Raw genomic sequence first — 25781 nt, forward strand, 5'->3', positions numbered from 1 at the left:
GCGGGCGACGAGGAGGAAGTAACCGGGCAATGGGCACAAACCAGCGCACCCAGATCGTGATGAGTCCCGACGAGGTCGAGGAATTCATCGCCCGCAGCCGAACCGCCACACTTGCCACGACTGGACCCGATGGCAACATCCATCTCGTTGCCATGTGGTACGGGATTATCGACGGCGAGATCTGGTTCGAGACAAAGGCCAAATCGCAGAAGGCCGTCAATCTCCGGCGCAATAATCGGTGTTCGGTTCTCATCGAGGACGGCGACACCTACGACACCTTGCGCGGCGTCTGCATCGAGGGCACCGCGGAGATCCTCGACGACGCCGATTCCTGCCTGCAGGTGGGTATCTCGGTGTGGGAACGCTACACCGCCCCGTACACCGAGGAATCCAAACCCTTCGTCGAGCAGATGATGAACAAGCGCGTCGCGGTACGCATCACCGGAAGCCGGACTCGCTCCTGGGATCACCGCAAGCTCGGTCTGCCACAGACGCCGGTGTCCGGATCGACGGCCCAGTATCTGTAGGCACCACTGCCTCCGGCGTCGATAACATCCCCGGCAGCACATGCGAAAGGCGCCCTCCCCGGCATTACCGGGAAGGGCGCCTTTCTCTGTAGCCCCGACGGGATTCGAACCCGCGCTACCGCCTTGAGAGGGCGGCGTCCTAGGCCGCTAGACGACGGGGCCATAGACCTTGGTGGTCGCTGGGGTACCAGGACTCGAACCTAGAATGGCGGTACCAGAAACCGCTGTGTTGCCAATTACACCATACCCCAAGGTCTTTTCTTTTCCTCTCGGAAAAGAACCTGCGATAGATTAGCAGAGCACTACCCCTGGACCACAAATCGTCTGGTCAGAGGCTACTTTGCGGCCAACTCCCGCGCCGCGCGCAGACGCGCGAGGCTCACGTCACGGCCCAGGAGTTCCATCGACTCGAACAGCGGAGGCGAGACCTGTGACCCGGTCACCGCAACCCGCACCGGACCGAACGCCTTGCGTGGTTTGAGGCCCAGATCGTCCACCAGCGCGGCGTTGAGGGCGTCGTGCAGCGCCGACGTCTGCCACGACGACAGCGCCTCGACGGCGGCGATGGTGGCGTCGAGGACAGGCACCGCATCGGGCCCGAGGTTCTTGGCGGCCGCCTTCTCGTCGATGGTGAACTCCGCGTCGGAGACGTAGCAGAACGACATCAACGCCCACGCATCGCCGAGCACCTGAATCCGGGTCTGCACGAGTTCGGCGAGGGCGGTGAAGGTGGCGTCGTCGATCGGCTCCGACAGGTGACCGCGGTCGACGAGGTAGGCCTTGAGCCGCGCGGCGAAGTCGACGAGTTCGAGCATCCGGATGTGCTCGGCGTTGATCGCGTCGGCCTTCTTCTGATCGAAGCGTGCGGGATTGGAGTTCACGTCACGGACGTCGAACTTGTCGATCATCTGCTCCAGGGTGAACACGTCGGTCTCGTGCGAGTATCCCCAACCGAGCAGCGCGAGGTAGTTGAGCAGACCCTCCGGCAGGAATCCGCGGTCCCGGTGATGGAACAGATTGGACTGCGGATCGCGTTTGGAGAGTTTCTTGTTGCCCTCCCCCATGACGAACGGCAGATGCCCGAACACGGGCACCGCCTCAGCCACGCCGATCCGGATCAGCGCCTCGTACAACGCGATCTGGCGTGGTGTGGAGGAGAACAGGTCCTCCCCGCGCAACACATGGGTGATCCGCATCATCGCGTCGTCGACGGGATTGACGAGGGTGTAGAGCGGATCGCCGTTCGCACGGGTCAGCGCGAAGTCGGGAACAGTACTCGACTTGATCGTCGTGGCGCCGCGGACGAGATCGTCCCAGGAGATGTCACGGTCGGGCATACGAAGGCGGACAACGGGATTGCGGCCCTCGGCGCGATAGGCCGCACGCTGATCGTCGGTGAGGTCGCGGTCGAAGTTGTCGTAACCGAGCTTCGGGTCACGGCCCGCTGCGCGATGCCGTTCCTCGACCTCCTGCGGAGTCGAGAACGCCTCGTAGGCCTCACCCGCCGCCAACAAACGCTTCACCACGTCGAGGTGGATTCCACGACGCTCCGATTGCCGGTACGGACCGTACGATCCACCGACCTCGGGGCCCTCATCCCAGTCGAGTCCGAGCCATCGCAACGATTCCAGGATCGCATCGTAGGACTCCTGGCTGTCGCGGGCAGCGTCGGTGTCCTCGATGCGGAAGACGAAGGTGCCCTTGTCGTGTCGGGCCTGCGCGAAGTTGAACAGCGCGGTGCGCACCATCCCGACGTGCGGGGTACCGGTCGGGGACGGACAGAATCGGACACGCACGGCGTCGGTGCCTGCGGGAGCGGGGCGGGCGGAATCGGTACTGGCCATGCGGCTCAGCGTATCGAACCGACCACCCGAGCAGTCAGTCCCGGTGGCGGTCGCAGAAGTCGACGATGAGCCGGTTCACCTCGGACGGCTGTTCGAGATAACCGAAGTGCCCGGCCTTTGCCACCTCGGCGTACTCGGCTCCCGGGATCGCGTCGGCCACCTCACGTGCGAGCTTGACCGGCAACGTACGATCGTCGGCGAATCCGACGACGAGTGTGGGTCGAGTGATCCGCCGGTATGCGTCGAGACGATTGGCAGCCCGGTGGTGCAGTCCGAGCTGAGCACGCACCCCAGGGGTTACCGACTGCGGCGAGAACCCGATGATGTCGAGCCAATCTTGCGCGGCCCGATCGTCGTCGAGGGTGTGCGGCGACAGGTTGAGGTGTGCGGTGATGGCGGCCTCGTACTCCGGGGGCAAGGTGATCTTCTGGTCGTAAAGCGCGCGCTCGCCGGCCGAGATCGCCTCCTGCAGCGGCGTGCTGCGGCCGTAGGTGGCCAACATCACCGCGCCGCGGACGAGGTCGGGCCGCGCCAGGGTGAGTTCCTGGGTGATGCGGGCACCCAGCGAGGTGCCCACGACGAAAGCCGGTCCGCCGAGATGCTCGATGAGTCCGGCGGTGTCGGCCACCATGTCCTCGAGCGTGAACCCGGCGGCGCACTCCGAGGACGGGGCGATGCCACGGTTGTCGAACAGGGCGACACGATAGCCGGCCTTGCGCAGGGCCGGTTCCTGATTGGCCTTCCACACCCGGCCCGGACTGCCGGTGCCCATCACCATCACGACGAGGGGCCCGTCGCCGGCCACCTCGTAGGACAGGTCTATCCCGTTGATCCGAGCGGTGCTCACCGGTGCCGTCACGGCTTGTCCACCACCGGATTGCTCAGCGTGCCCAGACCTTCGACGGACACCGAAACCCGTTGCCCGGCAACCATCGGACCCACCCCCTCCGGGGTTCCGGTGAGGATCACGTCACCGGGCAGCAGCGTCATCACCCGGGAGATCCACTCGACGATGGCGCCGATGTCGTGCAGCATCAACGAGGTTCGGCTGCGCTGGCGCACCTCTCCGTCGAGTTCGGTGCGGATCTCGGCATCCGAGGGATCGAAGGCGGTGTCGATCCACGGTCCCAGCGGGCAGAAGGTGTCATAGCCCTTGCCGCGTGTCCACTGCCCGTCGGCCTGTTGCTGATCGCGGGCGGTCACGTCGTTGGCGACGGTGTACCCCAGGATGACCCCGGCCGCCTCGGAGGCCTTGACGTCCTTGCAGGGACGACCGATCACCGCGGCGAGTTCACCTTCGAAATCGACACGGTCCGAGGACGGCGGCCGCACGATGGGGACCTCCGGCCCGATGATCGAGGTGTTCGGTTTGAGGAAGATCACCGGATTCTCGGGAGCCGAGCCGCCCATCTCGGCCGCATGCGCGGCGTAGTTCTTGCCGATGCAGATGACCTTCGTCGCCAGGATCGGCGCGAGCAGTCGCACATCGGCCAGCGGCCAACTCCGGCCGGTGAAGGTCGGGGTGCCGAAGGGATGCTCGGCGATCTCCTTGGCGACGACACCGTCACCGGAATCCTCGAGCGAGACAAAGGCGACACCATCGGGACTGGCGATTCGACCAAGACGCATGGCCCGAGGGTATCGCACCGCCGTTGTCCACACTTCGGGACGTCGATTGGCCTCGTGCCGATCGTGGGTTCTAGAATATGGGAGCCACTTCCCAAATAATGAGACAGCCGGAGCGGCATGTGAGAGCTTCGAGGAGGCGACATGAATTCCCCAGACACCATCGGCACCACCCGCAGGTGGACGATGCTCGCGTGCTCGCTGATCGCCGCGATGACCACGACCTGCGTGGTGTCCGGCGTCGCCTATCTGATCCCCGCCCTGCACGCCGAGGGCATGAGCGTGTCGCGGGCGTCGGTGCTCGCCGCGGTCCCCACGGTCGGATTGATGCTCGCCATCATCGGTTGGGGCAGCCTGCTCGATCGGCACGGCGAACGCGTGATCCTGACGATCTCGCTGTCACTGACCTTGGTGGCGGCGATCGCGACGGCAGTGGCGGCATGGCAATCGGCCCCATTCACCGTGTTGGCGGCGCTGCTGTTCCTCGGCGGTCTGAGTTCCGGTGCCGCCAACGGCGCCAGCGGCCGGATCGTGGTCGGCTGGTTCCCCGCGGCCCAGCGCGGCACGGCCATGGGCGTCCGGCAGATGGCCCAACCCCTGGGAATCGCGGTGTGCGCGTTGAGCATGCCCGCGATCGCCCAACACCTCGGCATCGCCGCAGCGCTGGTGGTCCCGGTCGTGGTGACCGCACTCGGCCTGCTCGCGTGTGTGCTGGGCATCGTCGATCCGCCGTCGGCTCCCACGACCGCTGCCGCACCAGCACGAAACCCATACCGCGACAGCTGGTTCCTGGCACGGGTGCACGCGGTCAGCGTGCTGTTGGTGATCCCGCAGTCGATGCTGTGGACCTTCGTGCCGACCTGGCTCATCGTGGCCCGCCACTGGTCCCCGGCCACGGCCGGTGTTCTCGTGACGATCACCCAGACCCTCGGCGCGCTGGGGCGCATCGCGGCCGGGCGATGGTCGGACGCCTGGTTGTCCCGGATGCGGCCGATCCGGCTGATCGCCGTGGTCGCCGGCGTCGCGATGGGCGTTCTGGCACTGACCGATTGGGCCGACAGTCCGGTGTGTGTGGTCGTCATGATGGTGGCCTCGATCGTCTCCGTCACCGACAACGGCCTGGCCTTCACCGCGATCGCCGAATTCGCCGGGCCGCGCTGGAGCGGACGCGGTCTCGGCATCCAGAACACCGCACAGTATCTGGCCACCGCCGCCACCACCCCACTGTTCGGCGCGCTCATCACCGCGGTCGGCTTCCCACTGGCCTTCGCCGCGAGTGCGGTAGCACCGATGATCGCGGCGCCATTGGTTCCGCGCGACCGGCTCCCGCAACCGGAACCGGTGTCGGTCGAGACACCGGAATGAGCGCGAGTCAGCCCGGCAGACGTTGGGCGAGCACCGCATTGATCAGGCCGGCAGCCGTCGCGGCATCGTCGACGACGACGAAGTCGCGACGGCCGTCGACGCGTGTCACCAGCACCGCCTCACCCGAGCGCACCACGAATCCCCACGCGCCCTTGGCCTCTCCGCGGACGGCCAGACGGCGGCCGTAACCACCGGTGTCGCGTAGGGCGTGCACCGTGATGACCTCGGCGCGGACGATATCGGCCATGGCGATCTCCTGGCGAGGCCACGGCAGCGCACCGCGCACCGTCAGCGCGGTGCGATCGATCCGCACCCGCACGGTCCCCATCAGGACGGCGCCGACGATGATCACCGCGGGAACCACCAGCAGCCACCACAACCCGGTCAGCGCGGTGATGACGACCAGCGCCACCGCGGTGGCGGCGTAGAAGGCGTCGGCGACCACCGAGTTCCCGACCGCGCGTTGCCAATAGAAGCGTTCCCCGGAGGCGAGGTCTTCGGCGGGCACCGCACCCACCGGCCCGCCGACCGCGGTGGCCCACTGCGGGACGAGAACCCAACTGCCCGCCGCGACCACCGCCGCGATGCCGAGGGTCATCAGGATCGGCACCACCGGCGTGGCAACGTCGTGCACGTCGGCCACTCCCCGCTGCCCGGCCGCCACGGCCGGTATCAACCCGGCGATCACCACCACGAGAAAGTTGATCAGCACCACACTCGCCCGCACCTGCCGGGGATGCGACATCGCGAGGGACGCCACGGTGCTCACCACGCCGGCGAGTACACACACGACCACCACCGTCACGATCGCCCCGGCGACGCTGCTCGTGCCGTCGACTCCCCCGGTACCCCAATGCGATGCCATCGGATCAGGAAGCTCGCCGCGCCACGCCGCCAGCAACGACACCGCGACGCCCAGCATCACGACCGGCGGGACCACACCCACCAGCACACAACGAAACCGTTGTCCCCGAGTGGGTTTCGACATCGTCGCACTCATGACATCCTCCTGGTGATCTCTGCCGACAATTCCGTGGGCCCCAGCCCCCACCGCTGCGCCACCCCGACGAGCCGATCGAGGGCCTCACCGATCTCGGCCTGTTCCGGCGCGCGGTCGGACACCACCGCACCCCGCCCGCGACGCAGTTCGACGAGCCCGTCATCCCGCAGGATCTGATATCCCCGCAACACCGTGTGGACGTTCACGTCCAACGAGGCGGCGAGTTCACGCGCGGCAGGCAGCCGTTCGCCGGCGCCGATGTCACCGCGGACGATGGCACCGCGGACCGACGCCGCGATCTGGGCGAAGATCGGCGAGCGATCGGTGGGATCGACTCGAATGAACACAACCTGATTGTATAGTTCTATTGAAACTAGAACAAGTGGCCGCCGGCGAGGGGCACACGCGATCCCCCGCCGAGACACTCTCGCGTCGGCCACAGATGACGGTGGCCCGGTACCGGGGTGGGGTCTCCTCGACCACACACCACCGAGCCGGGCCACCGGACAGTGCAGAATGCGTTGCGCTACAGCCGCTCTCGAATGCGCTTGCCGATCTCCGAGGTCGACAACTCCTGGCCGTCGCGGTCGAGCAGATCGTCGGCGACGGCTTGTTCAACGCGTCGAGCGCCCTCGGCGTCACCGAGGTGATCGAGAAGCAGTGCCACCGACAGGATCGCGGCCGTGGGGTCCGCCTTGCCCTGACCGGCAATGTCGGGGGCGCTACCGTGTACCGGTTCGAACATCGACGGATTGGTCCGCGTGGCATCGATGTTGCCCGACGCGGCAAGCCCGATCCCACCGGAGACAGCCGCCGCGATGTCGGTGATGATGTCGCCGAACAGGTTGTCGGTGACGATCACGTCAAACCGTCCGGGGTCGGTGACCAGGTAGATGGTCGCGGCGTCGACGTGGCAGTAGTCGGTGGTGACATCGGGGTACTCGGCACCGATCTCGGCGACCGCCCGACTCCACAACGATCCGGCGAAGGTCAGCACGTTGGTCTTGTGGACCAACGTCAGGTGATTGCGCCTGCGGCTCGCCCGCTCGAAGGCATCCCGGACGACGCGCTCGACGCCGAAGCGGGTGTTGACGCTGACCTCGGTGGCGACCTCGTGCGGGGTCCCCGCGCGGATCGAGCCACCGTTGCCGGTGTAGGGGCCCTCGGTGCCCTCACGGACGACGACGAAATCGATGTCGGGGTCGCCGGCGAGCGGCGAGCTCACTCCGGGCAGCCGGCGCGAGGGCCGCAGGTTCACATGGTGATCGAGTGCGAAACGCATGGAGAGCAGCAGTCCGCGTTCGAGAACCCCCGACGGCACCGACGGGTCACCGATCGCGCCGAGCAGGATCGCGTCGTGCTCACGCAACGAATCCAGATCGGCCTCGGTCAGCAATTCACCGTTGCGGTGATAGCGACGGGCACCGAGGTCGTACTCGGTGGTCTCGACGTCGGGGGTCACCACCCGCAACACCTCGAGTGCCTCGGCGATGACCTCGGGGCCGATTCCGTCCCCGGCGATGACGGCGAGCTTCATGACAGATCCACCTGTTCGATCAGAGTTGCGCCGACTGCGGACTCGATGGCCTCGACCACCGAGTCGTCGACCTCGCGGCTGACCCGCAAGATCATCGTGGCACCGGCACCCGCGGCGTCCTGGGAGAGCGCCGCGGCGAGGATGTCGATGCCCGCGTCACCGAGCAGCGTACCGATCTTGCCCAGCGAGCCCGGCTGATCGGTGTAGCTCACCAGGAGGTTGAGGCCCTCGGCGCGCATGTCGAAGTTGCGTCCGTTGATGTTGACGATCTTCTCCACTTGCCGCGGCTCTGACAACGACCCGGCCACGTTGTGGACCGAGCCGTCGGCGAAGACCGCCTTGACGTCGACCACGCTGCGGTGGTTGGGACTCTCGGAGGCGGTCGTCACCTCGCTGGCAACACCGCGGTCCTGCGCCACCTTTGGGGCGTTGACGAAGGTGATCGGCTCGGTCAGGGCGGCCTCGAACAGGCCGCGCAGCGCCGACAAACCCAGCACGTCGACGTTGCTCGAGGCGAGTTCGCCGCGGACATCGATAACCAGTGACGTCGGAAGTTCGGAGCTGATCGCCCCGACCAGCACACCGAGCTTGCGCGCCATCTCCAGCCACGGGGCGACCTCTTCGTCGACGGTGCCGCCGACGATGTTCACCGCGTCCGGGACGAAGTGGCCGGCCAGGGCCAACCGCACGCTCTTGGCGACATCGATACCCGCGCGGTCCTGGGCCTCGCTGGTCGAGGCACCCAGGTGCGGGGTCACCACGACCTGCGGCAGTTCGAACAGCGGCGAGTCAGTGCATGGTTCGGTGGCGAAGACGTCGAGGCCAGCGGCGCGGACCTGTCCGGACACAATCGCGTCGGCCAGCGCCTGCTCGTCGATGAGACCACCGCGGGCGGCGTTGACGATGATCACGCCCTTCTTGGTGCGGGCCAGCTGGTCGGCGCCGATGAGGCCGAGCGTCTCGGGCGTCTTGGGTAGATGCACCGTGATGAAGTCGGCGCGCTCGAGAAGCTCGTCGAGCGAAACCAATTCGATGCCGAGCTGGGCCGCTCGCGCCGGCGACACGTAAGGGTCATAGGCGATCACGTGGGTCTCGAAGGCGGCCAGTCGAGCGGCGACGAGCTGGCCGATCCGGCCGAGTCCGACCACGCCGACGGTCTTGTCGAAGATCTCCACGCCGTTGAACGACGAACGCTTCCAGGTGTGTTCGCGCAGGGTCGCATCGGCGGCCGGGATCTGCCGAGCCGCCGAGAGCATCAGCGAGATGGCGTGCTCGGCGGCGGTGTGGATGTTGGAGGTGGGCGCATTGACCACCATCACGCCGCGCTCGGTGGCAGCCGGCACGTCGACATTGTCGAGGCCGACGCCTGCGCGCGCGATGATCTTCAGTTTCTTGCCCGCTTCGAGGACCTCGGCGTCAACGGTGGTCGCCGAACGCACCAGGATCGCATCGGCATCGACGACGGCTTCGAGCAGTTTCGGGCGATCGGGTCCGTCCACCCAGCGCACCTCGACCCCGTCGCCGAGTGCTTCCACGGTCGAGGGGGCCAGTTTGTCGGCGATGAGAACGACCGGCAGGCCAGCTGAGGTCACAGTTTTTCTCCAGAATCGGTGGCGAGATCGGGCGCGATGCCGTATCGGCATCCGCAAGTCAGCTTAGAGACCTCTCCTGATGCGACGAACAGCCGGGCGTCAACGCGACCGGAAGGCACAGGATGGACGTGTACATTGTGAGCGGCATTACGGAAGTGTTGCGATGCGGCGGCAGAGTGTCGCCGGACGGCGGCACCCGTCGAGTCCGCCGGTACGGTGGCGCTTGGGGAGATGTGTCAACAATCGATCAGGCGGTCGAGAAGCCTCGCCGATCGGGTAGCAGAGTGGAGAGTGGATGAAGAAGAAGCTGACAGTACTGTTGGCTGTCCTGGCGGCGACGGTACTCGCCGGCTGGGGGGCTCCCGGCGCCGCGCAGGCGGCTCCGGCGAAGATCTTCCTTGGCGGTGGATCCGGAATCCTGATCCCACAGGGCGGTAACTCCGCCAAGGCGTGCACCCTGACCACGATCGGTCACGCGAAGACCGGTCAACTGATCGGCATCACCGCAGGACACTGCGGCCAACCCGGACAGCAGGTCCTCTCCGAGACGTTCCAGGATCGCGGTCAAGCCGGTGTGGTGACCTACTCCGACCCGAAGGACGACGTCGCGATCATCGAGTTCGACCCCACACGCGTCGTACCGCTGCGCACCGTGCGGTCGGTGACGATCCGCGGGATCGACACCCGCCCGATCGGCTTCCCGACTGTGGCGTGCAAGGAAGGCCGCACCACCGGCAGCACCTGCGGTGTCGCCTGGTTCTCCGACGGTGACGTGCACTTCTCCCAGATATGCGTCATCGAGGGCGACTCCGGTAGCCCGGTGGTCGTCGGCGACAAACTCGTGGGCATGGTCAACGCGTACTACTTCCTCGGCTGCCTCGGCCCCGAGACCGGCACCAATATCGGGCCGATCCTCAACTACGTGAACCACACCAAGTACAAGGGCTTCTCGGTCTACTGACCCTGAACTCGCTCCATCGGGTGCGCCCCCTCCCCATCTCGGGAGGGGGCGCTCCCGTCTGTGTGGGGCCGGGCGTTCGGGCAGACCTCGCCGATTCATCCGCCGGTACCGTGTCCTCGGCGATGATCGGCCATCTCGGCCTCGAATTCGCGCCGCGTCAGCTCGGCGATGCGCCGATGATCCTCGGCGTCGACTCCCCCTGATCTCCACGACCATCCACCGCTCTCGATCCACCCGTCGAGAGCGGCGTCGATGCGGCGGCGCAGCTCCGCGTCACGGACTCGCCGGTCACGACAGAACAGTGCGTGGTCATCGGGGCGCCAGGTGCTCGGCAACGGAAGGACAGCGTCGATCAGGCCCGCTTCGACCCCTGTGACACCGTCGAGTCCGGCGAGCATGCTCCGGATCTCCTCGGTGCGTTCGGGCTCGCGCGCCAGATCTCGCAGCACCGCAACGTATTCCGGAGGCAACGGTGAGTGGGCCCGATCAGACATCGGCTCGACCGTCGTCGACGAGTGATCCGTCACGCAGTCGCCGCAACACCCGGGCGTCACCGAGCTCATCACGCAGTTCCGGATGCCGCCGATAGAAGTCCAGAAGCCAGAACGTCGTCGGCGCTCCGAGCCGCGCGACGTTGCACCGCAGCCGTGGTTCCTCGTCCGCGCCGATGGCCAGCCATGCGTCGGCACCCCTGCGACGTCTGCCCACATCGGTGGGCATCGGCTCGGTGCGGTCGAGGTCGGTCCAGGCAATCGCGCCCCGTGGACCGAGTCTCTTGCCGACGATCAGCGCGTGCGGGGTCAGCACCAGAGGGTCGGGCCGGCGCCGAACCATTTCCCAGACGAGACCGACCGCACCGGTGACAGCGACGGCCAGAAAGGTGAACGGCGAGACCGGCCGCGGCGAGTGTTGCACGAAGGAGAGATCGAGTTCTCCGGAGCACACGGCGTAGAACGCCCCGGCACCGCCGAGGGCGAACGCCGCCGGCAACGCAATGTCCACCGCACGTTCGCGGTCATCGGCACGAATCACCAATGCCGCCCCCGCGATTCGCACGCCACAGAGGTCCGGTCGGGTCGCGCCCGTGCGCATCCACCGGAGTTCTTCGGACAACAGCAGCAGGGCGACCCCCGCGGCGCCGGACGCGGCCGCCACCGCCACGATGACGCTGCCGCCGAGAGCCGACATCACCGACGCCCCCACGAAGATCGAGCAGACAACAGCCCAGAAGACCCTGCCCGCCCACAGACGCCACCGTGCTCCCTGCCAGGCACGTGGGCATCGATGGTATGCAGGCCGCTTGCCGACCACCTCGAGATTCCTCATCGACACAGCACCTGACCCACGATGTTGCCCACCATGGAACCCCCAAGACTCACGCTTGCGCCGGTCCAGAAGGCTCGCAGCGGACTCATCTCCGGGGCCAATGCCAGCAGTGCCAGATCGGCGCCCAACCCGACACCGCCGGCCACGCCTGCCACACACCGTTCGTAGCCGTTCTCCGCCGTGGCGACCCCCATCGCCGTACCGAGCAGCGTCAGACCCGGCCCGGCCGCTTTCGCACCGATCTCCAGGCGCGCGACCTGAGCCTGGTTGAGGTATGGAAGCCCGCGTGCCACACCGGATTCGGTCGCGGACATGACACCCGCGGCCAGGGCGATCGCATAGTCACGAGAGGACGGGATGGGGAAGGTGATCCCGTCGACGACCGCCTCGGTCGTACCGTCGGGGCGCTCGGTCACGACTGCGGGCGACTTGCCCGGACGAGTCAACGACACGGTTGCCGTGCCATCGCCCGCGACGGTGCGCGTGGCGGTCAGAACACCTTCGGGACTGCGGAATTCGGTCCGGTTCACTCCGGGACCGCTGGTGTAGGTCTGCCTGGAGCCGTCGAGCATCCTCACCATCGTCGTCGTGGTGTCACCGGCGGTGGTGGTCTCGGTCTCGACGACCGTACCGGTCATATGCTCGAGGAGGCGCGCGCGTTGCAGGCCGCGGCCGAACTCGGGATTGGTGCCGCCGGTGTTGTCACCGTGCGGGGCTTCGGTGAAGTCCCTGGGCGCGTGGGGATCCGCGCCGATCTCGGGAAGGGCCAGGCCGAGACCGTCGCCCATCAGTGTTCGGCGCACAAATGCGCCGATGTCGTGATCGGCTTGGCTCAGGTCGACCAGGGCGGGATTGAGTTGCACCTGAAAGGTGTCGGCGACGGTCGCCAGCGTGGCGGCCAACGTCGCCGGGTAGTTCTTGACGCGCGGCAGCACCAACCAGTCGTCGGTGACGAACAGATCGCTGGATTCTATGACCGTCAACAGGTTTCGGATCTTCGACGCCGCTGCGGTGAGGTCCGGAACGGACCGGGCGATACCGATCGCCGAGTTGCGCGCGATGGCGCTCACCGAGGTGGCCCGCAGGCAGCCGACGTCGATCGCAGTCTCACCGGACTGCGCGGCCACGCCGGACCACAGACCGTCTTGCGCCAGACGCGAGATGGCGTACCGGGCGCCCGAGACCTCGTCGTCGAGTGCTTCGCCGCTGTCCCACAGCGTGCGGCCGGCAGCCCCCACCGATTCGGTCCGCCACGTGTCGAACACCGTGCGGCTGGGAATCATCACGCCCTCCCGGGAGCAGGGACGCGACCGAACCGGTCGGCCAGCGCGGCATCGGAGGTCTCGTAGTCGCCGGCAGCGGTGTACACGGCCGCCGACACCTGCCCGAAGTAGTGGCCAACAGCGGCCGCATCGCCGAGGCGGCGGTCTGTGCGGCGTACGCCGTGGTGGAGCCAGGCATCAACGCTGCAAGCGCGTCGAAGTGGTGCGGCATGGGCGACGCGGAGCACTGTGCGCCCACCTCGTCGACCCGAGTGGCGAACTGCCGCAACGCTTCCGGATTGACATCCATGACTCTCCCCCATCACATCGACACCGATGGGCCAAGCGTAGAGCAGATGCGTCGACGGGCCGAGAATTCATCCACAGCCTCCCCTGTCGGCCGCCGCAGACGACCGTGGCCCCGTTCCCATCGGGAACGGGGCCACGAATCACGCTTGTGTTCAGGCGGTTTCGGTGATCGGCCGATCCACCCAGCTCATCAGGTCGCGCAGCTTCTTGCCGGTGACCTCGATCGGGTGCTCGGCATTCTTCTTGCGCAGGTCCTCGAGCTCCTTGTTGCCGCCCTCGACATTGGCGACGAGACGCTTGACGAAGCTACCGTCCTGGATGTCGGAGAGGATGGCGCGCATCCGGTCCTTGGTGTCGGCGTCGATGACCCGCGGCCCCGACAGGTAACCACCGAACTCGGCGGTGTCGCTGACCGAGTAGTTCATGCGGGCGATGCCACCCTCGTAGATCAGATCGACGATGAGCTTGAGCTCGTGCAGCACCTCGAAGTAGGCCATCTCCGGGGCGTAACCCGCCTCGACCATCACCTCGAAGCCGGTCTTGATCAGTTCCTCGGTGCCACCGCACAGCACGGCCTGCTCACCGAAGAGATCGGTCTCGGTCTCCTCCTTGAAGGTGGTCTTGATGACACCGGCACGGCCGCCACCGATCGCACTCGCGTAGCTGAGCGCCAGCGCCTGACCTTCACCCTTCGGATCCTGGTCGATCGCGATCAGGCAGGGCACACCCTTGCCATCGACGAACTGCCGGCGCACCAGGTGACCCGGGCCCTTCGGGGCGACCATGCCGACGGTGACGTTGGCCGGGGGCTTGATCAGACCGAAGTGAATGTTGAGACCGTGGCCGAAGAACAGCGCGTCGCCGTCCTTGAGGTTGGGCTCGATGTCCTCGGTGAAGATCTGCGCCTGGCTGGTATCGGGCGCCAGCACCATGATCACGTCGGCCCAGGCGGCGGCCTCGGCGGCGGTCATGACCTTCAGGCCCTGCTCGGCAGCCTTCTCCCGCGACTTGCTGCCCTCGCGCAGGCCGATCGCGACGTCGACACCCGAATCACGCAGCGACAGCGAATGCGCATGTCCCTGGCTGCCGTAGCCGATCACCGCGACCTTGCGGCCCTGGATGAGCGACAAGTCGGCGTCGTCGTCATAGAACAATTCGATCGCCACAGTTGACTTCCCTTCGATTTATGTTGTGCCCCAAATGGATCGGTTATCCCGCGTGGGGCGCGATGTGACTTGCGTGCGTCAGCGGTTGGCCGACATGCTCTTCGGGCCGCGCCCCAGGGTGACCGCGCCGGATTGCGCGATCTCCCGGATGCCGTACGGATCGAGCATCCGCAGCAGCGCCTCGAGCTTCTCGGCGGTGCCGGTCGCCTCCACTGTCACCGACTCCGGGGAGACGTCGATCACCTTGGCGCGGAACAGATTCACGACCTCGATGACCTCCGAGCGCACTGAGGAGTCGGCGCGTACCTTGACCATCATCAGCTCACGTGAGACCGAGCTCGACGGGTCTTGCTCGACGATCTTGATCACGTTGATCAGCTTGTTGAGCTGCTTGGTGACCTGCTCAAGCGGGAAGTCCTCGACGGAGACCATGATCGTCATCCGCGAGACACCCTTGAGTTCCGTCGGCCCCACGGCGAGGGACTCGATGTTGAACCCGCGCCGGGAGAACAATCCCGAGACGCGGGCCAGGACGCCCGGACGGTCCTCGACGAGGACGCTGAGGGTATGGGTACTCACTTCTGCTCGCCCTCCTGGCCGAGGTTGGTGCTCTGATTGACCGCTTCGTGGATGTCGGCGGGAGCGGAGGCCGACGCATCGTCGTCGAACAGCGGCCGGATGTCGCGGGCCGCCATGATCTCGTCGTTGCCGGTTCCGGCGGCGACCATCGGCCACACCTGCGCGTCGGCACCGACGATGAAGTCGATGACGACCGGACGGTCATTGATCTCGCGCGCCTTCGCGATCACCTCGTCAACCTCTGCCTCGTTCTCCACCCGGAAGGCCGCACAACCCAGCGCCTCGGCAAGTTTGACGAAGTCGGGGATGCGCATCGAGTGGGTCGCCAGGTCAGTGTTGGAGTAGCGCTCCTCATAGAAGAGGGTCTGCCACTGCCGCACCATGCCCAGGTTGCCGTTGTTGATCAGGGCAACCTTGATCGGAATGCCCTCGATCGCACAGGTGGCCAGTTCCTGATTGGTCATCTGGAAGCAGCCGTCGCCGTCGATGGCCCACACCTCGGTGTCGGGGGCGGCCATCTTGGCACCCATCGCGGCGGGCACCGCATACCCCATGGTGCCGAGTCCGCCGGAGTTGAGCCAGGTCCGCGGCTTCTCGTAGGAGATGAACTGCGCCGCCCACATCTGGTGCTGACCGACGCCTGCACAGTAGACGGCATCGGGGCCGGCGAGCTTGCCGATCTGGGAGATCACGAACTCCGGCGACATCGAACCGTCGGCGGGACGGTCATAACTCAGCGGATAGGTACGACGGATGCCGTCGAGGTAGTCCCACCACTCCCCGAGCTCCGGCGTGGTACCGGTGGTGGCCCGCTCGGCACGCAGCGTGTCGAGCAGATCGAGGATGACCGCTTTGCAGTCGCCGACGATCGGCACGTCCGCGTGGCGATTCTTGCCGATCTCCGCCGGGTCGATGTCGGCGTGAATAACCCTGGCGCCCTGGGCAAATGACGAGAGCTGGCCGGTCACCCGGTCGTCGAAGCGGGCGCCGAGTGTGATCAGCAGGTCGCTGCGCTGCAACGCGGCGACGGCCGCGACGGTGCCGTGCATCCCCGGCATCCCCAGATGCTGCGGATGCGAGTCGGGGAACGCGCCGCGCGCCATCAGCGTGGTGACGACGGGGATGCCGGTGAGTTCGGCGAGTTCGAGCAACTCCGCCGAGGCGTTGGCCTTGATGATCCCGCCACCGACGTAGAGCACCGGGTTCTTGGCGGCGTTGATCATTCGCGCCGCCTCCCGGACCTGCTTGCCGTGCGGCTTGGTCACCGGCCGGTAGCCGGGCAGGTCGATCTGCGGCGGCCAGGAGAAGGTCGTCTGGGCCTGCAGGATGTCCTTGGGGATGTCGACCAGCACAGCGCCGGGACGACCGCTCTCGGCGATGTGGAAGGCCTCGGCGATGACGCGCGGGATGTCGATCGCGTTGGACACCAGGAAGTTGTGCTTGGTGACCGGCATGGTGATACCGGAGATGTCGGCCTCCTGGAAGGCGTCGGTACCGATGAGCGCGCGACCGACCTGGCCGGTGATCGCGACGACGGGCACCGAGTCCATTTGCGCGTCGGCGAGCGGGGTGACGAGGTTGGTGGCGCCGGGACCCGACGTCGCCATCATCACCCCGGCGCGTCCGGTGACCTGCGCGTAACCAGTAGCCGCGTGACCCGCCCCCTGCTCGTGTCGGACGAGCACGTGGCGGACCTTGCGCGAATCGAGAAGCGGGTCGTACACCGGGAGCACCGCACCGCCGGGAATACCGAAGACCACCTCGACACCGAGTTCTTCCAGCGAACGGACCACCGACTGCGCGCCGCTGACACGCTCGGGGGCGACGGTGTTCTGCCGGACCGCACGGAGGCTGCCCGCCGCCGGCGATTCCTGACGCGGCCCGGCGCCCGGAGGGGTCGTGTCCGTACGTGCTGTTGGTGCGCTCACTGCACGGTCCTTCGTGTTCGTGGTCGACGGTCGTCGTTCTCAGTCGCAGGTGCACTGCCGCACTGGTCTGTACTACCGCTCAACCGGGGATTCGGGGTCAATGGGGGGTGGGCAACAAAAAACCCCCGACAGCGGTTGCTGTTCGAGGGTGGCGCGTCGATGTTGGGAGGTCGATGTAGTGACCGGTCAGGCGACGACGCGCCGGCCGAGTACTACGAGAATCTCGTTGTGCATCACGACAAACACGGTAGGACTGCCGATAGTGCAGAGTCAAACTCGCCTTCTCCGCGTCCCAGATTTTGGGAAGTCACTGGTCCTCGGCACCCCCCGCGCGTCACGAGCACCGACGCCCGGATGCCACAATGAGATCGTGACTCGTTCTACCTCCGGCGCCCGGTCGTCCACCCAGTCCTCGTCCGACTCGGCACGGTCGGCCCCGGCGGAATCGACCACAGCATCACCATCGGAGGCGATGTCGGATAAAGCCGAGCTGCCACAGGAGTTCACGCTCAGCAAGCTCGCCTATTTCACCGTGCCTGCAACGCTGCTGGTGGTGCTGATCCTGGCCGGCACCAACCTCGCGTGGTTCGGCTGGACCTTCGCGGTCCCGGTCCTGCTCGCAGTGTGGATCCGGCGCATCAAGACCGTGGTGACCGAGGACGGACTGCGCGCGGTCGGCACGTTCGGTTCCAGGGACGTCGAGTGGCCCGACATCGACGGCCTACAGTTCAGCCGGTGGGGCCCGGCGCGGGCGGTGCTCACCGACGGCGATCGCGTCCGCCTGCCCGCTATCACCTTCGGCGATATGCCGCGACTCTCGGCTGCCAGCGCCGGCCGGATTCCCGACCCCTTCGCCGCCGCCCGCGACGCACGCTGAGGCGAGCGGGAACTGTGTTGTTCGCGCATGTCAGCCAGGAGTACCGTGGACGCGGCTGATCGTCCACGCCATTGTGTCGACGGTCGCGGTCAGCGCCGGCGGCGAGGAATCACACCCACCCCCACCTCCTGAGTCGGACCCGCTCGCGAACACCTCCGAGCGGTTCGCGCGCTGACCCCACGTCAGTGCCGTGCGCGTCCGCATTGCGGGCGCCCGTACGAACCCGATTGAGGAAACCTCATGCCACCCTTGCGGTCCCGAACCACCACCGTCGGACGCGAAGCCGCCGGCGCCCGCTCCCTGTGGCGCGCCACCGGAATGACCGATGACGACTTCGGCAAGCCGATCGTCGCGATCGCCAACTCCTACACCCAGTTCGTCCCCGGGCACGTTCATCTCAAGGACGTGGGAGAAATCGTGGCCGAGTCCGTCCGCGCTGCCGGCGGGGTGCCCCGTGAGTTTCACACGATCGCCGTAGACGACGGGATCGCGATGGGCCACGGTGGCATGCTCTACTCGCTGCCGAGCCGCGAGATCATCGCCGACAGCGTCGAATACATGGTCAACGCCCACACCGCCGACGCCCTGGTCTGTATCTCCAACTGCGACAAGATCACCCCAGGCATGCTCAACGCCGCGATGCGCCTGAACATCCCGACGGTGTTCGTCTCCGGCGGACCGATGGAGGCAGGCAAGGCCGTCGTCGTCGACGGCGTCGCACACGCGCCCACCGACCTGATCACCGCCATCTCGGCGTCGGCCAACAGCGGCGTCGACGAGGCCGGGCTCGGCGAGGTCGAGCGCTCGGCGTGCCCGACCTGCGGGTCGTGCTCGGGGATGTTCACCGCAAACTCGATGAACTGTCTCACCGAGGCGCTGGGTCTTGCGCTGCCGGGCAACGGTTCGACCCTGGCCACCCACGAGGCCCGTCGGGCGTTGTTCTCCCGAGCCGGGCGCGTCGTCGTCGAGGCCGCCCAGAAGTGGTACCGCAACGACGATTCCTCGGTGCTGCCCCGCAATATCGCGGGCCCGACCGCCTTCCGCAATGCCATGGCCCTCGACGTCGCCATGGGCGGGTCGACGAATACTGTGCTGCACATCCTCGCCGCCGCGCAGGAGGGCGAGGTCGCCGATTTCGATCTGTCTGTCATCGACGAAATCAGCCGCGGAGTGCCGTGCCTGTCGAAGGTCGCGCCCAATTCGGACTATCACATGGAAGACGTGCACCGGGCCGGTGGAATCCCGGCCATCCTCGGGGAACTGCGTCGTGCCGGGCTGATCGACGACTCGGCGCCGACCGTGCACTCCCCGAGTATCGCAGCGTTCCTCGACGACTGGGACATTCGCGGCGGCAGGGCGACCGACGAGGCCATCGAACTGTTCCACGCCGCGCCGGGCGGCGTGCGCACCACCACCCCGTTCTCCACCGCAAACCGGTGGGACGAACTCGACACCGATGCCCAGGGCGGCTGCATCCGCGACAAGGATCACGCCTACACGGTCGAGGGTGGGCTCTGCGTGCTGCGCGGCAACCTCGCGCAGGACGGCGCCGTCCTCAAGACCGCCGGGATCGACGAGGATCTGTGGCACTTCGAGGGCCCGGCGCGCGTCGTGGAATCCCAGGAGGAGGCCGTGCAGGTCATCTTGTCCAAGACGCTGCAGGCCGGTGAGGTGCTCGTAGTCCGCTACGAAGGCCCGTCCGGCGGGCCGGGCATGCAGGAGATGCTGCACCCGACGGCCTTCATGAAGGGCACCGGGATGGGCAAGAAGTGCGGCCTGATCACCGACGGCAGGTTCTCCGGCGGCTCGTCGGGGCTGTCGGTCGGTCACATCTCCCCCGAGGCCGCCGCCGGCGGCGTCATCGGTCTCGTCGAGGACGGCGACCCGATCGTGATCGACGTCAAGACACGGCAGCTCGCCCTTCTCGTCGACGACGAGGTGCTCGCGGAGCGCCGCGCCAAAATGGAGGCCTCCGAACGGCCGTGGCAGCCCAAGGACCGGCAGCGCACGGTGACCACGGCGTTGCGCGCTTACGCCAAGCTGGCCACCTCGGCCGACAAGGGTGCGGTCCGTCAGGTCGACTGACTCCGTTTCCTCCCAAAGCAATTGGTTCTTCCTCGGGAGATCTCCCGAGGAAGAACCGAATGCTCGGGGACGAAGATGTCGCGCGCCGGCTACTGCGGATTGCCGGGCGAGTTGAGCGGGTTGGTCCCGTTGAACAGCATCCACACCGCGACCGCGGCGACGATACCCACGATCAGCCAGGCGACGGACCCGAGGAACGGCCGACGCGCCCAGCCACGGGCGGCGTCGAAGGCGTAGAGCCCCGGACCGGTCAGCACGAGGGCGGCGGCCGCCACCGCGAGGACGAGCTCGTATTCGATGCCACCGGCTGCGGCGAAGAACGCCAATCCTCCGGCCAGCGTCGTCTTGTAGGCCGCGGCCAGGAGCATCACCGAGACGATCGCACACGCTCCGATCGGGGTGAACAGGCCCAGGACGACCATCGCGCCGCCGATCGTCTCGGCAAACGTACCGACGATCGCCAGCGGCCGGGTGACGTCGGCGTGGAACCCGATAGTCGGGTTGGGATTGTTGGCGAGCATCTGCTGATATCCCGACAACCCTGGACCACCCCAGATCCCGAACAGCTTGGACAGACCGTGCGCGACGGCGACGATGCCGACCGCCAACCGCAGCAGGAGCAAGCCGAGATCGAGGGTGCCGCGCGGGGCGGTCACGGTGATCGGTTCGGCACGGGCCGCTTCGACGGTAGATGCATCGTCGGCGGGATCGAGGTCGGCGGGATCGAGGTCGTGGGGATCGAGGTCGGCGGGATCGAGGTCGTGGGCGACGCGCCGGCCGAACGCACCCCGCCGCCGATGGCCGGTCTCGGGCTGTTCGACGCGGTCGGTACCGGCCCGTTTCTCGCCGTCGGTCGCGACATCGCGGTCGAGACCGTCCCCGGCCTTCTCATACTCACCGAGCGCCCGAGTGGTCGGCAACGGCTCCTCACCGTGCAGGAGTGCGCGCGTGGGCGTCTCCGCCTGCTGCGCACGTGTGCGCGACAGGTCCGGGAATGTCTCCTCCACCGACCGGATCGGCGTGGCGGGTAGCTTCTCGGTGGCCTCCGGCGTGGTGGATCTCGCGCCGGCCGGCTTCTCGCTGGCCGACTTTTTGGTGACCGATTTTTCGGTGACCGATTTTTCGGTGACCGATTTTTCGATGGCGGCCGTCTCCGCGTCCGCCACGGTTCCCGGACTCGCAGCCATCTCGGGCGGTATCGGCACGGGATTGCGGCGCGGCGGAGGCTGCTGCGGTATGCCGATCGGGCGGGTCTCCACCTCACCTGGATCGAGGTCGTCGAACGAATCCACCCGTGACAACCGTCCCGGTCGACGATGGTGGCGCGCATAGAAGGCGTCGCGGTCGGCGTCGCTGATCAGCGGGCTGGCGCTCTCGGGTGTGGCGCTCTCGGGTCGGCGAAACGCTCCCGTCGGTTCGTCGTAGGGGCTCGGCGGCTGGAACGTCTTGTCCGGCGCGTCGGGAAGTTCGCGATCGGTCACAGCCCGATGCTAGAGGTTTCCGACCCTGGGGCGGCCGATCGCCGCGCGGTCGGCCGATGGCAATCGCCTAGTGTGGTGGGCATGCACGAGGGGCGGAGAAGGCAGCGACGAGGGGCCGGGCCCGGCCGGCGTCGTCGGACGCTCGCCGCCTGTCGCCACCTGACGACCGTGCTGATCGGTGTCCTCGCAGTGCTGCTGACCATCGCCGCCTGTGCGGATTTCTCGCAGCAGGATCGTGATCAGGCTGCTGGTCCGTTCAGCCCGAATAACGAGCCGTTCGGAGTGCAGTCGACCCAGCCTCCGCAGTCGGTACCGGAGAACCCCGGACAGGAGAGTCCTCCCCCGCCGGGACCCTGCGTCGATCCCGACCCTGCCGTCATCGCGACGTGCCTCGCCTCCACCGGCGGGGTGCGTGCGGGCGACGACGAGGGCGCGGTCACCGTCGTCGCCGAACGCACGACCGGCAAGATCATCACCACCAAAAGGTATGGGCCACAACGAGTCGTGGCGTCCTTCGACGTCGACAGTTCGGGCGACGGAGGGTTGATCGACTTCGCCTTCTCCCCGACGTATCAGCAGGATCAGCTGATCTACGCGTTGATCACCACGCCCTCCGACAATCGGGTCGTACGCCTCGCCCCCGGTGACGTCGCCAAACCGATCTTGACCGGAATCCCCAAGGGGGCCACCGGAAACATGGGCGCGCTGCTGTTCGCCTCGCCCTCGGAGCTGCTGGTGGCGACCGGAAACGCCGGCAACCCAGCGGCCGCCGCCGATCCCGGATCGCTCGCCGGCAAACTCCTTACGGTCACCAACCTGTCCTCCGGGTCGACCGACCGCCCGAAGGTCCTGGCCTCGGGACTCGGTGCGAATGTCGCGTTGTGCCCGAGCGGCTCCGGTGGTCTGTATATGACGGATCAGGGTCCGACCGAAGACCGCCTGCAATCGGTCGAGGAATCGGGGGCGACGACGGTACTGTGGTCCTGGCCCGACAAACCGCAGATCGCCGGCTGCGCCGCGACCCGCGGGCAGATCTTCGTCACCGAGACGCGAACCCAACGCATCGAAGCGATCAACGAACCCACCCGGCAGCGCCCAACCCTGACTCCACCGACCGTCGTACTGGAGAAACGCTACGGAGCGCTGGGCCGGATCACCGCGGTCACGCCTGACAACGGTCGGCTGCAGGTCGCGACAGTCAACCGCACTGCTGGGCGACCCGTATCCACCGACGAGCGCGTCATCTTCTTCGCTCCGATACCTGGAGAAGGACTTCAATGAGCTGGAACTACCTCTGACGCCAGTAGCCAGTCAGTCGTCCAATCGCGGTTCGGCGACATCGTCACAGCATGGCCGTACAACGTCCTACTGGCAGGCGGCCAGCACGAGTTCCTGCACACGCGCCGGATCTGCTTGTCCGCGCGTCGCTTTCATGACATCGCCGACGATCTTGCCAGCCGCTTTCACCTTGCCCCCACGGATTTTCTCGACGATGTCGGGGTTGGCGGCCAGTGCGTCGTCGATGGCCGTCTGCAATGCCGAGTCGTCGCGCACCACCTCGAGTCCGCGATCGGCGATGATCTGTGCGGGTTCGCCTTCGCCGTCGAGTACCCCGACGGCGACCTGCTGGGCGAGTTTGGTGGTCAGCTTGCCCTCGTCGACGAGTCCGATGATCTCGGCGACCTGCTCGGGAGTGATCGGCAGATCGGCGAGGTCACCACCACGACTGTTGGCCTGCTGCGCCAAGAACGATACCCACCACCCACGCGCGGCTTCCGGTGCGGCGCCGGCGTCGACGGTTGCGATGATCAGGTCGACCGCCCCGACGTTGACCAGATCACGCATGACCTCATCGGACACGCCCCACTCCAGTTGGATACGGGCACGGCGCACCCACGGCAGCTCCGGCAGCGTCGCGCGGATCTCCTCGATCCACTCCGCGGACGGCTGCACCGGCGGCAGGTCGGGCTCGGGGAAGTAGCGGTAGTCCTCGGCGGTCTCCTTGCGTCGCCCGGACGAGGTGGTGCCGTCGGTCTCGTGGTAGTGGCGGGTTTCCTGCACGATCTGTCCGCCGGCGGCGAGCACCGCGGCCTGCCTGCGCATCTCGAAGGTGACCGCCGTCTCGACGCTCTTGAGCGAGTTGACGTTCTTGGTTTCGGTGCGGGTGCCGAATTCGCTTGCGCCCTTGCGCATCAGGGACACATTGGCGTCGCAACGCAGCGACCCCTGATCCATCCGCACATCGGAGACCCCGAGCGACTTCAGCAGATCTCGCAGCGCGGTCACATAGGCGCGGGCCACCTCCGGCGCGCGTGCGCCGGCACCGACGATGGGTTTGGTGACGATCTCGACGAGTGGCACCCCGGCCCGGTTGTAGTCGAGCAGGGAGTGATCGGCTCCGTGGATGCGCCCGGCGCCACCGATGTGCAGCGACTTGCCGGTGTCCTCCTCCATGTGTGCGCGCTCGATCTCCACGCGCCAGGTGGTGCCGTCGGTGAGTGCGACGTCGAGGTGACCTTCGTAGGCGATCGGCTCGTCGTACTGACTGATCTGGTAGTTCTTCGGCTGATCGGGATAGAAGTAATTCTTGCGGGCGAACACGCTCGAGGGTCGGATCGAGCAGTTCAGTGCGAGGCCGATGCGGATCGCGTATTCGATGGCGGTGGCGTTGACCACCGGGAGCGAGCCCGGAAGGCCGATGCACACCGGGCACACCTGGGTATTGGGGTCGGCCCCGAACGCTGTGGGGCAGCCGCAGAACATCTTGGTCGTGGTACCGAGTTCGACGTGGACCTCGAGTCCCATCACCGGATCGAATTCGTCGATGACCTGGTCGTAGTCCATCAATTCGGCAGCTGCGGCAGTCATGGCCACCAGTTTATGCGGCCGCGGGTCGGGACAAATCTCGGGGACGAAAGCAGGGACGTTCCCGATGCCATCGGCGCCGCCGACTCCTAGCGTTTCAGGTGTCAAATGCCCCGGCGAAAGGACGCCCGATGACCATTCCCCAGACACCGCACACCACACGGGTTCCCGCCGCTCGGCGGCTCACCCGCTCGCGCGGCGACGCCTGGCTCGGCGGAGTGTGCGGCGGCATCGCCGCATGCTACCGATGGGATGCGTCCCTGGTCCGTGCGGCGTTCGTCGCCTCGATCCTGCTGCCCGGTCCGCAGGTGCTGCTGTATCTGCTGCTGTGGATCGTGATCCCCCGCGACCCGGCGTGAACCCGGCCGCACCTCAGCCGAAGATGACCCGGATCTCCTGATACTGGTCCAGCGGCACCGTCTTGGGGTTGGCCAGCGCCTCGTCGAAAGTGATGCGGTGCATCTCGGTGCCGCGTAGCGCGATCATGTGACCCCAGTACTTGTCGGCGACGAGGTCGGCGGTGGCCATGCCCATGCGAGTGGCCAGCACCCGGTCGAACGATGTGGGCGTACCGCCTCGCTGGATGTGTCCGAGCACGGTCGCGCGGGTCTCGATGCCGGTGCGCTCCTCGATCATCGGTGCCAACACATCGGCGATACCGCCGAGGCGTGGACGGTTGAACCCGTCGAGCCCCTTGGTGGAATGGGCTTCTCCCATGTCGGGCAGCTTGAAGCCCTCGGCGACGACGACCATCGGCGCACGACCGCGATTCTTGACGCTGGTCACCCATGCGCAGATCTGATTCATGCTCTCGGGTTGTTCCGGGATCAGGATCGCGTGCGCGCCACCGGCGATTCCCGAATGCAGGGCGATCCAGCCCGCGTGGCGTCCCATCACCTCGAGCACCATGCAGCGTTTGTGCGAATTGCCCGTGGTGCGCAGCCGGTCGATTGCCTCGGTGGCGATGTTGACCGCGGTGTCGAAACCGAACGTGTAGTCGGTGGCGTTGATGTCGTTGTCGATCGTCTTGGGGACGCCGACGATGTTGATGCCGTCGGTGTAGAGACGTTTGGCCGCCGATGCGGTGCCCTCACCGCCGATAGCGATGACACCGTCGATCCCGAGGTTCTTGAGGACCTTCTTGATGGCGTCGGGGCCACCGTCGGGTTCGGAGTACGGGCCGAACCGGCTGGTGCCGAGGATGGTGCCGCCCTGGTTGGACAGGCCTCGCACCACCGAGCGGTCGAGTTCCATGATGTCGCCGTAGACCAGGCCGTACCAGCCGTCGCGGAAGCCGACGAACTCGTGGCCGTAGACCGTCTCACCCTTGAGTACTGCGCCGCGGATCACCGCGTTCAGTCCGGGGCAGTCGCCGCCGGATGTGAGAATCCCGAATCTCTTGGCCATACCGCTGTGAGCCTCCTGCCCGTTGGAGCCGGGATCGCCGGAAT

At 66.9% G+C, this 25781-nt stretch carries 24 protein-coding genes and 2 tRNA genes; 7 read left to right on the forward strand and 19 right to left on the reverse strand.

Going from position 1 to position 25781, the window contains the following annotated elements; all coding sequences use genetic code 11:
• The first annotated feature begins 29 nt into the window (after positions 1–29).
• Complete coding sequence (locus EF294_RS09310) at positions 30–527, forward strand: pyridoxamine 5'-phosphate oxidase family protein (protein WP_123928613.1); 498 nt, start codon at positions 30–32, stop codon at positions 525–527.
• Positions 528–616: 89 nt separating this feature from the next.
• Here the strand turns inward: EF294_RS09310 and EF294_RS09315 are convergent.
• The 5 genes from EF294_RS09315 to EF294_RS09335 all read right to left on the reverse strand — a co-directional run bounded on the left by EF294_RS09315 (position 617) and on the right by EF294_RS09335 (position 4000).
• Positions 617–689 (reverse strand) — tRNA-Glu (locus tag EF294_RS09315).
• A 17-nt stretch (positions 690–706) separates the two neighbouring features.
• A tRNA-Gln gene (locus EF294_RS09320) sits at positions 707–778 on the reverse strand.
• A gap of 84 nt (positions 779–862) precedes the next feature.
• Entirely contained in the window at positions 863–2371 is a 1509-nt protein-coding gene (gene gltX / locus EF294_RS09325) for a glutamate--tRNA ligase (protein WP_123928616.1), read from the reverse strand.
• Between the two features lie 34 nt (positions 2372–2405).
• Entirely contained in the window at positions 2406–3230 is an 825-nt protein-coding gene (locus tag EF294_RS09330; protein WP_123928619.1) for an alpha/beta fold hydrolase, read from the reverse strand.
• On the reverse strand, positions 3227–4000 hold the full coding sequence (locus EF294_RS09335) for a fumarylacetoacetate hydrolase family protein (RefSeq protein ID WP_123928621.1): 774 nt from the start codon (positions 3998–4000) through the stop codon (positions 3227–3229). Before EF294_RS09335 ends, EF294_RS09330 begins: the two co-directional genes overlap by 4 nt.
• A gap of 141 nt (positions 4001–4141) precedes the next feature.
• On the opposite strand from EF294_RS09335, the gene EF294_RS09340 reads away from it, so the two are divergent.
• Entirely contained in the window at positions 4142–5362 is a 1221-nt protein-coding gene (locus EF294_RS09340) for an MFS transporter (RefSeq protein ID WP_123928624.1), read from the forward strand.
• Positions 5363–5369: 7 nt separating this feature from the next.
• Here EF294_RS09340 and EF294_RS09345 read toward each other — a convergent pair whose 3' ends face one another.
• From EF294_RS09345 to serA, 4 genes are all read right to left on the reverse strand, one after another.
• The gene (locus EF294_RS09345) at positions 5370–6362 is read right to left on the reverse strand and encodes a hypothetical protein (protein WP_123928627.1); all 993 of its coding nucleotides are present in this window, start codon (positions 6360–6362) and stop codon (positions 5370–5372) included.
• Complete coding sequence (locus EF294_RS09350; RefSeq protein WP_123928630.1) at positions 6359–6709, reverse strand: GntR family transcriptional regulator; 351 nt, start codon at positions 6707–6709, stop codon at positions 6359–6361. Before EF294_RS09350 ends, EF294_RS09345 begins: the two co-directional genes overlap by 4 nt.
• Positions 6710–6888: 179 nt before the next feature.
• A complete protein-coding gene (locus tag EF294_RS09355; RefSeq protein ID WP_123928633.1) occupies positions 6889–7899 on the reverse strand; it encodes a 3-isopropylmalate dehydrogenase in 1011 nt (336 codons plus the stop codon).
• Complete coding sequence (serA, locus tag EF294_RS09360) at positions 7896–9491, reverse strand: phosphoglycerate dehydrogenase (RefSeq protein ID WP_123928636.1); 1596 nt, start codon at positions 9489–9491, stop codon at positions 7896–7898. The genes EF294_RS09355 and serA overlap by 4 nt, the downstream gene beginning before the upstream one ends.
• A 295-nt stretch (positions 9492–9786) precedes the next feature.
• On the opposite strand from serA, the gene EF294_RS09365 reads away from it, so the two are divergent.
• A complete protein-coding gene (locus EF294_RS09365) occupies positions 9787–10452 on the forward strand; it encodes a chymotrypsin family serine protease (RefSeq protein ID WP_123928638.1) in 666 nt (221 codons plus the stop codon).
• Positions 10453–10547: 95 nt separating this feature from the next.
• Here EF294_RS09365 and EF294_RS09370 read toward each other — a convergent pair whose 3' ends face one another.
• The 7 genes from EF294_RS09370 to EF294_RS09400 form a co-directional block, all read right to left on the reverse strand.
• Positions 10548–10946: a hypothetical protein gene (locus EF294_RS09370; RefSeq protein ID WP_123928641.1), complete on the reverse strand. Its 399-nt coding sequence runs from the start codon at positions 10944–10946 to the stop codon at positions 10548–10550.
• Complete coding sequence (locus EF294_RS09375) at positions 10939–11778, reverse strand: hypothetical protein (RefSeq protein ID WP_123928644.1); 840 nt, start codon at positions 11776–11778, stop codon at positions 10939–10941. Before EF294_RS09375 ends, EF294_RS09370 begins: the two co-directional genes overlap by 8 nt.
• Positions 11775–13061, reverse strand: coding sequence for a hypothetical protein (locus EF294_RS09380; protein ID WP_123928647.1), 1287 nt, complete (start codon positions 13059–13061; stop codon positions 11775–11777). Before EF294_RS09380 ends, EF294_RS09375 begins: the two co-directional genes overlap by 4 nt.
• A complete protein-coding gene (locus tag EF294_RS09385; RefSeq protein ID WP_246007768.1) occupies positions 13061–13288 on the reverse strand; it encodes a hypothetical protein in 228 nt (75 codons plus the stop codon). The genes EF294_RS09380 and EF294_RS09385 overlap by 1 nt, the downstream gene beginning before the upstream one ends.
• 213 nt (positions 13289–13501) lie before the next feature.
• The gene (gene ilvC / locus EF294_RS09390) at positions 13502–14515 is read right to left on the reverse strand and encodes a ketol-acid reductoisomerase (RefSeq protein WP_123928650.1); all 1014 of its coding nucleotides are present in this window, start codon (positions 14513–14515) and stop codon (positions 13502–13504) included.
• 78 nt (positions 14516–14593) lie between these two features.
• The gene (gene ilvN / locus EF294_RS09395) at positions 14594–15094 is read right to left on the reverse strand and encodes an acetolactate synthase small subunit (RefSeq protein ID WP_123928653.1); all 501 of its coding nucleotides are present in this window, start codon (positions 15092–15094) and stop codon (positions 14594–14596) included.
• The gene (locus tag EF294_RS09400) at positions 15091–17022 is read right to left on the reverse strand and encodes an acetolactate synthase large subunit (protein ID WP_123928656.1); all 1932 of its coding nucleotides are present in this window, start codon (positions 17020–17022) and stop codon (positions 15091–15093) included. Before EF294_RS09400 ends, ilvN begins: the two co-directional genes overlap by 4 nt.
• Positions 17023–17494: 472 nt before the next feature.
• Between EF294_RS09400 and EF294_RS09405 the strand changes: the two genes are divergently transcribed.
• Both EF294_RS09405 and ilvD read left to right on the forward strand, forming a co-directional pair.
• Positions 17495–17899 (forward strand): PH domain-containing protein, encoded by a 405-nt coding sequence (locus tag EF294_RS09405; protein WP_246007769.1) that lies wholly within the window; start codon positions 17495–17497, stop codon positions 17897–17899.
• A 240-nt stretch (positions 17900–18139) separates the two neighbouring features.
• Positions 18140–19984, forward strand: a complete 1845-nt coding sequence (ilvD, locus tag EF294_RS09410) for a dihydroxy-acid dehydratase (protein ID WP_123928662.1) — start codon at positions 18140–18142, stop codon at positions 19982–19984.
• An 89-nt stretch (positions 19985–20073) separates the two neighbouring features.
• Here ilvD and EF294_RS09415 read toward each other — a convergent pair whose 3' ends face one another.
• Positions 20074–21465 (reverse strand): DoxX family protein, encoded by a 1392-nt coding sequence (locus EF294_RS09415; protein ID WP_123928665.1) that lies wholly within the window; start codon positions 21463–21465, stop codon positions 20074–20076.
• A gap of 168 nt (positions 21466–21633) precedes the next feature.
• Between EF294_RS09415 and EF294_RS09420 the strand changes: the two genes are divergently transcribed.
• On the forward strand, positions 21634–22746 hold the full coding sequence (locus EF294_RS09420) for a PQQ-dependent sugar dehydrogenase (protein ID WP_123928668.1): 1113 nt from the start codon (positions 21634–21636) through the stop codon (positions 22744–22746).
• Positions 22747–22830: 84 nt separating this feature from the next.
• Here EF294_RS09420 and gatB read toward each other — a convergent pair whose 3' ends face one another.
• Positions 22831–24333 (reverse strand): Asp-tRNA(Asn)/Glu-tRNA(Gln) amidotransferase subunit GatB, encoded by a 1503-nt coding sequence (gene gatB / locus EF294_RS09425; RefSeq protein WP_123928671.1) that lies wholly within the window; start codon positions 24331–24333, stop codon positions 22831–22833.
• Positions 24334–24461: 128 nt separating this feature from the next.
• On the opposite strand from gatB, the gene EF294_RS09430 reads away from it, so the two are divergent.
• Entirely contained in the window at positions 24462–24689 is a 228-nt protein-coding gene (locus EF294_RS09430) for a PspC domain-containing protein (RefSeq protein ID WP_123928673.1), read from the forward strand.
• A 13-nt stretch (positions 24690–24702) separates the two neighbouring features.
• Here the strand turns inward: EF294_RS09430 and EF294_RS09435 are convergent, their stop codons facing one another.
• Positions 24703–25737 carry a 6-phosphofructokinase gene (locus tag EF294_RS09435; RefSeq protein WP_123928676.1) on the reverse strand — a complete coding sequence of 345 codons (1035 nt, stop codon included), beginning with the start codon at positions 25735–25737 and terminating at the stop codon, positions 24703–24705.
• Between the last annotated feature and the right edge of the window lie 44 nt (positions 25738–25781).

Origin of the sequence: Gordonia oryzae (assembly GCF_003797185.1) — a bacterium.
Classification (GTDB): domain Bacteria; phylum Actinomycetota; class Actinomycetes; order Mycobacteriales; family Mycobacteriaceae; genus Gordonia; species Gordonia oryzae.

Coding starts and splice junctions, on each gene's coding strand:
- EF294_RS09310 (WP_123928613.1), top strand. CDS start 30: ATGGGCACAAACCAGCGCACCCAGATCGTGATGAGTCCCGACGAGGTC.
- gltX (WP_123928616.1), bottom strand. CDS start 2,371: ATGGCCAGTACCGATTCCGCCCGCCCCGCTCCCGCAGGCACCGACGCC.
- EF294_RS09335 (WP_123928621.1), bottom strand. CDS start 4,000: ATGCGTCTTGGTCGAATCGCCAGTCCCGATGGTGTCGCCTTTGTCTCG.
- EF294_RS09340 (WP_123928624.1), top strand. CDS start 4,142: ATGAATTCCCCAGACACCATCGGCACCACCCGCAGGTGGACGATGCTC.
- EF294_RS09345 (WP_123928627.1), bottom strand. CDS start 6,362: ATGAGTGCGACGATGTCGAAACCCACTCGGGGACAACGGTTTCGTTGT.
- EF294_RS09355 (WP_123928633.1), bottom strand. CDS start 7,899: ATGAAGCTCGCCGTCATCGCCGGGGACGGAATCGGCCCCGAGGTCATC.
- EF294_RS09365 (WP_123928638.1), top strand. CDS start 9,787: ATGAAGAAGAAGCTGACAGTACTGTTGGCTGTCCTGGCGGCGACGGTA.
- EF294_RS09370 (WP_123928641.1), bottom strand. CDS start 10,946: ATGTCTGATCGGGCCCACTCACCGTTGCCTCCGGAATACGTTGCGGTG.
- EF294_RS09375 (WP_123928644.1), bottom strand. CDS start 11,778: ATGAGGAATCTCGAGGTGGTCGGCAAGCGGCCTGCATACCATCGATGC.
- EF294_RS09380 (WP_123928647.1), bottom strand. CDS start 13,061: ATGATTCCCAGCCGCACGGTGTTCGACACGTGGCGGACCGAATCGGTG.
- EF294_RS09405 (WP_246007769.1), top strand. CDS start 17,495: ATGTCGGATAAAGCCGAGCTGCCACAGGAGTTCACGCTCAGCAAGCTC.
- ilvD (WP_123928662.1), top strand. CDS start 18,140: ATGCCACCCTTGCGGTCCCGAACCACCACCGTCGGACGCGAAGCCGCC.
- gatB (WP_123928671.1), bottom strand. CDS start 24,333: ATGACTGCCGCAGCTGCCGAATTGATGGACTACGACCAGGTCATCGAC.
- EF294_RS09430 (WP_123928673.1), top strand. CDS start 24,462: ATGACCATTCCCCAGACACCGCACACCACACGGGTTCCCGCCGCTCGG.
- EF294_RS09435 (WP_123928676.1), bottom strand. CDS start 25,737: ATGGCCAAGAGATTCGGGATTCTCACATCCGGCGGCGACTGCCCCGGA.